The 6,000-nt window shown below is 69.2% G+C and carries 3 protein-coding genes; all 3 read right to left on the minus strand.

Annotated elements, in window-relative coordinates:
* Window positions 1-23: 23 nt before the first annotated feature.
* Window positions 24-368, minus strand: coding sequence for a hypothetical protein (locus IE262_RS36430; RefSeq protein WP_189879763.1), 345 nt, complete (start codon window positions 366-368; stop codon window positions 24-26).
* Window positions 361-4,269 carry a polymorphic toxin-type HINT domain-containing protein gene (locus tag IE262_RS36435; protein WP_229877866.1) on the minus strand — a complete coding sequence of 1,303 codons (3,909 nt, stop codon included), beginning with the start codon at window positions 4,267-4,269 and terminating at the stop codon, window positions 361-363. Before IE262_RS36435 ends, IE262_RS36430 begins: the two co-directional genes overlap by 8 nt.
* A gap of 16 nt (window positions 4,270-4,285) precedes the next feature.
* Window positions 4,286-6,000 (minus strand): glycerophosphodiester phosphodiesterase family protein (locus IE262_RS36440; protein ID WP_268249649.1); only part of this gene is annotated, 1,715 nt, incomplete at its 5' end.

Below are 6,000 nucleotides of genomic sequence, written 5' to 3' on the forward strand. Positions count from 1 at the left end.
GCGAGGCACCCGTACGCGACTCGTCAATCTTTCTGACGGCTTGAGGTCTCACGGTCGCCTGCCGATGTGTTTGCAAGCCAGCAAACGCCTCCCGCAGGTTCCCATGCGACTTCGTCAAGAGCTTGCACTACTCTCCGCACCACGCCGTCCGCGTCGCCGGCCCATGCCTCGAAGCCGCTCTCTCCCAAGTCGCCCACCGTGACCAAGCCCCTGTGCAACAAGCGAGCGAGAACCTTCTCGGTGACGTCGCGATGGCTCACCCCGCACCGCTCCGACAGTTCCCTCGCAAGGCCGACCATCCGGTCCACCGGAACCCAGTCGTCGAGGCCTTCCTCAAGGATTTCGCGGCAGATCTCTTCCTCATTCATCGGGAAGATGCACCTTCATTCCCTTGCCCTGGGGAGGAAAGATGTCAATTGTCTCTCCGCCCGACCTGGATGCGGTTCGCCACTGGATCACCGTTCCGTCCTCAAGCCTGTAAACATCGGGGATCTTCGGCCCCCGCGCCGGCAGCTTTTCGGCGTCGGCAGTCCATCGCTCGAACGCGGCCCGCATTTCGGCAACGGAGGACATCTCACGAACGTGCCCCTGTTTCCCCTTGGGTAGCCCGTCGAACTCACCACGCCACAGGTTGCACTTCTCATTGGAATTGTGAGCCAGAACAGGCGTCGTGCCCGCCAGCACATAGTACGTGTGAAGATCGGCGATCGTCAGGTTGTGAACACGCTGCCCGGGCGTGGTCCACGTCTTGCTGGCGTTGACCTGTGCGTAGGTGCCTTCGTCGGTCCGCAGCCGGTCGCCGGGCTTCAGGTCCGCCGCATCGAGCCAGGCGTTCTTGGCGCCCGCCACCCAGAAGGGGTGCTTGTCGGTGGCGATCAGTGTGCCGGTCGACTCCGCGTCGGGGCCCGCGACCGTGATGTCGACGAGGTTCTTCTGGCCTTCACCCGTGATGGTCGCCTGAACACTCTTGGCCGCTGTCTCGCCAGACTGCGGGTCGGTGGCCAGTACCTGGTCGCCGACGCGAACGTCCTCGATCGGCTTGGTCCGCCGGTCGGCCATCAGGACACGGGTGCCCGGTACGAAGCTGTTCATCTGGCATGGCTTCAGCCTCTTGAGCGCCTTGAGCTTGAAGGCACTGAGGGCGAGGCCCTTGAGACACGAGAGCTTCTTCGTCTGGAGGCAGTTCTCGATCTCCTCGGCACCGACGTACCAGGCGACCAGGCGCTCGAAGTAGGTGCTCTCGGTGCAGGCCATTCCACCGGCTCCGTCACCAGCACAGACCAGGACGGTTCCCGGAGTCAGGTCTCCCTGCTCCATGTACTCGTCCCGGTACTCACGGAACCGCTTGTCGATGAGCTTTCGAAGCTCCTCGTCCGAGAGCGGCTTGCTGACCCCGCCTGCCTCCGCTTCCTTCCGCACCTGCTCCTTGAACTCCGCGAGCAGCTTTTCGGCCGCGGTCTTCATGGCCTCCGTCGAGGCCTTGGCTGCCGCGGCGGCGTCCTTGCCCGCGGCCTCGGCAGAGTTGCTTGCCTGGTACGCGGCGGCATTGGCCTGGGAGGCGTAGTTCGAGGCGAGGCTCGCGGACCTGACGGCTTGTTGCGCGGAACGGGTCGCCGCCTGTGCGTCCTTGCGGGCCGCCGCCGCGGCGCTGTTCGCCTTCTTGGACGACTCCGCGGCCTTCGCGGCCGACTTGGCTGCCTGGTCGGCGGACTTGTCGGCCTGCTGGGAGTACTCGGCCGCCTGTTCCGCCGAAGTCCGCGCCTGGTTCGCCCACTTGACGGCCTCGGCGGCGTCCTTGGCTGCTTCCGCCGCGACACGATGTGCCTCGGCGGCGTCCTTCTGGGCCAGCGCCGCCGACCGGTCGGCCGCCGCGAGAAGGATGTCGACCTCGGCGACGTGGGCGGCGGTGTTGGCGTCGCGCTGCTGCGCCCGGAACAGACCGATCTGCAGGAACTCCCGCAGGCCGGAGGACGGCCCCGACAGCACCGCCTGGGCCGCGGCCCTGACCTCGGGACCACCGTTCGCCAGCGCCTGGGCCACCGCGACGCGGTCGTCGTCCTCACGGGCCTTGAACTGGCCCACCTCCAGGAACTGGTGCAGGTCGTCCGCGGTACCGTCCAGAGCCTTGTTGGCGGCGGCCTTCACACCCGGCCCGCCCGCGGCCATGATCTGGGCGACGGTGACGCGGTCGTCGTGTTCCTTGCCCGGATAGGCCTTCGTCCGCAGGAAGTCCCGTACCTGCGCGACCGGCTTGTCCAGCACGTCCAGTGCCGCCTGCCGCTGCGCCGGCTTGTCCGTGGTGTTGGCTATGTGCGCCACGCTCGCGCGGTCGTCCTGCTCCAATGCCACCGTCAGAGCGGCACGGACGAACTCCTCGACGTCGGCGTCGGTACCCATCAGGGCGGTCTCGGCGGCGCTGCGAGCCCAAGTCCCGCCGGCGGGGAGCAGGTTGATCGCGACCTGGCGTCCCTTGGCGGCCGTGACCTTCGCATCGGACGCCGCGACGGCCTCGTCCCACAACTTCTGCGTCTCGGCATTGAGCTGCTGAATCCGGCCCGCTTCCCACTGGGCGGCGGCGCCCCGCGCGTCCTCGGCCTTCTTGGCCTCCTCCGCCGCCAGGACGTTCTCTTCCTGCTGCTGGATCAGCCGCTCTTCGTCCGCCTTACGCGCCAGCTCCGCCACCGTCTTGGCCTGGTCGGCGGCGCTCTGGGCGTCGGCCGCGGCCTCGGTCGCGGCGTCGGCCGCGGCCTTGGACTCCTTCGCGGCGTCCACCGCCTTGCCCGCTTCGTCGGCGGCCTTGTTCGCGGCCCTGGCCGCCGCCTCGGCGTGATCCGCGGCGTCGTTGGCGGCCGTACGCGACTGCCGGGCGGCCGTGGCGGCCTGTTTGGCGTTGGACTGGGCGGCGTTGGCCGCACGCGTGGCCTGGCCGGCCAGTCGCCTGGCCCTTGCCGCCGCAACCTCGGCCTCGGTGGACTTGGCACCGGCCTCACCGGCCCAGCGGCCCGCCTCAGCCGCTGCCGAGGCAGCCGCCGCGGCGTTGACCCCAGCGCTGGCCGCCGCCCCGGCCGCCTCCCCCGCCGCCTCCGCGGCGATACCGGCCTGCTCGGCCGCCTTGGCCGCCTTCCGCGCACCGTCAGCGGCGGCGTTCGCGTTCTGTGCGGCTACCCTGGCGTCCTCAGCCCGCTTGGCATCGGCGGCCGTGGCCGCGGCAGCCGACCTGGCCGTGGATGCCGCGTTGCCCGCCCGGCTCGCCGCATACGCCGCCTGCGCGGCCGCCGTAGCGGCAACCCGCGCCGCCCGGTTGGCCGCCGCAGCCGACGACACCGCCGTACGCGCCGCCTGAGCCGCCCGGTCAGCTGCGGAAGCCGCCCGCGACGCTGCCGCAGCCGCCTTTCCGGCCGAAGACTTCGCCTCCTCCGCCTCCTTCGCCGCGACCTGCGCCGCCTCCTTGGCGCGCTGCGTCGCCTTCGCCGCCTTGGCCGCTTCCTCCTTGGCCTCCTCGGTCAGCCGGGCGGCCTGCTTCTGCGCCTTGTCTGCGAGCGCTGCCAACTGGGCGACGGTCAGCGTCTCCTGGTCCCGTGCGGCCGCGACCTGCCAGCCCTCGTCGAGGAACTCCTGTACGTCCTCGGGAGTGCCGTCCAGGACCTGGTTGGCGACTTTCTTCACATTCGGGCCGCCCGCCGCCATCAGCTGGGCGACCTGAACCCGGTTGTCCTCCTCCCGAGCCTTGTACTGGCCCTGGTCGATGAATTTCTTCCAGTCGTCAGCGGAACCGTTGAGCGCCTTGTTCGCGGCTTCCTTGATCCCCGGCCCGCCCGCGGCCATGATCTGCGCCACCTGCACCCGCAGGTCGTCGTCATAGGGCTGGACGATGCCCTCGTCCAGGAACTTCTGCAGCTCCTCGACCCCGCCGTCCAGAGCGGTGTTGGCGGCCTCCCGCACACCCGGCCCGCCCATGGCCATGACCTGCGCCACCTGCACCCGCAGGTCCTGTTCCTCCAGGACTGGCAGATCCTGGTTCATGAACGTGTCGACGTCCTGATCCGGACTGAGCAGGACGGCCTCAGCAGCCCGCCGTACGCCCGGGCCGCCGTACTCCCAGTACCAGAGCACATCGGATCTGTCGTACGCGGGCCCTTCGTCATCCGCGGCGGCGGGACCCGCGTCCACACCCGCCAGCAGCGCCAGAGCCATCAGCGTCGCCACGACGCCGCGCCGCCCCGACGCACTTCTTAATTTCCTCACCAATTCCCTCTTCCTCAACGACACGTCACTTTTCGATGCGTCACTTCTCGACACAGTTCTGGTCCCGCCACGCGACGAACCGCTCCGGCCCATTGGTGATGACGCCGTCCACACCCCACGAAGCCGTGGTCTTCCACTGGCTGTCGCTGTCGACCGTCCAGACGAAGACATCGACACCGGCCGCCTTCAACTGGTCGACCACTGCGGGGCGGGCGGAAAGGCCGGTGAACTTCACCGCGTAGGTGCTGAGCTTCAACGCACGGGCCGTGGCCACAGGATCGGCGTCGAGTGTGGAGCGCAGCAGCGCGACCTCGGTCCTGTGAGTGGAGGCCGCCACGTCCCGCACCACGTCCTCGTCGAAGGACTGGAGCAGCGTCCGATCGGTCATACCGGCCTCGGAGACCACCCTGAGGGCTTGGTCGACGGCCGCGGAGGTCTGTGGCCCCTTGATCTCCAGCAGAAGCCGGGCGGACCTGGGCTTGAGGGAGGACAGCGCCTGTTCCAGCGTGGGAACGCTCCCACCGCCCGTCACCGTGAGCCTGGAGATTTCCTCGGCGGTGAGCTGGTCGACGCGCCCGGTGCCGTCGGTCGTCCGGTCGACGGTGTCGTCGTGCATGAGGACGGGCCGGCCGTCCTTGGTGAACTGCACATCGGTCTCGACCCAGTCCGCGCCGCGATCGGCCGCCGCCTCCAGGGAGGCGATCGTGTTCTCCGGGGCGATCTCGGGTGCGCCCCGGTGCCCGATCGCGTACGTACGGGAGCAGCCGATCACGACGGGCCGGTCCCAGACGCGTACGGCGTCGACGGTTCCGGCGAAGTGCTCCTGGAAGGTGCCCTGGTAGTACACCCGGCCGATCTGGAGGCCGCCCGACGCGCGCCACGGGGTGGTGAAGTCGGCCGCCGCCTGGGGCTTGCCGTTCACGAACAGCTGGATCTTCTTCGCCGACGCGTCGTACACCCCGGCCAGATGCGTCCACACCCCGGTCTGCGCCACGTCCGTACTCATCGACCGGACGATCGCCGTGTCGTCGGCGTCCTTCGTGTGCCGGTTGAACACCCACTTGTCGTAGGCCTTCGAGTAGTACAGCTGGAACCCGCTCGCGCGATTCCCCGCCTGCGACAGGAACGTGTGGTTCCTGTCCTTGTCGTCCAACTTCACCCACGCCGACACCGAGAACGACTTCGTCGTGTCCACCACCGGACCCGCCGTCGCCGCGTACGCCGACGTCCCGTTCAGCCGCAACCCGGTGCCGTTTCTGCCTGCGGCACCGAGCCTGGCGCCGCCCCCGGCGACCGTCGCCACCGGACCGGCGCCCATGCCTCCACTGACCTGCGTCGCACCGGCGCCCTCGTCCAGCGGGAACGAGGCCAACTCCTGCAGACGCTCCGGTAACTCGCCGCCGTACATCGATGCAGCGTCGGCCTCCGTCACCGCCGACTGAACCGTCCGCACCTCGTCGATGAGGCCGGCCGCGTTCTCCTTCCAGGCGCCCTGCCAGCGCAGCCTGCCGATCTGCAGGCCGCCAGTGGCCCGCCAGGCGGCGGTGACCTGCACCGACTGCTGGAGCCGGCCGTTCACGAACAGCGACAGCGTCTGCCTGTCCGCGTCATAGGACCCGGTCAGGTGGGTCCATACCCCCGGCTGCGCGGCATCCTTGCTCAGCGCGCGAACGAGATCCGTGTCGTCGGTGTCCGTGGTGTGCCGGTTGAACACCCACTTGTCGTAGGCCTTCGAGTAGTACAGCTGGAACCCGC

The sequence above is a fragment of the Streptomyces bluensis genome (assembly GCF_014650715.1).
GTDB lineage: Bacteria > Actinomycetota > Actinomycetes > Streptomycetales > Streptomycetaceae > Streptomyces > Streptomyces bluensis.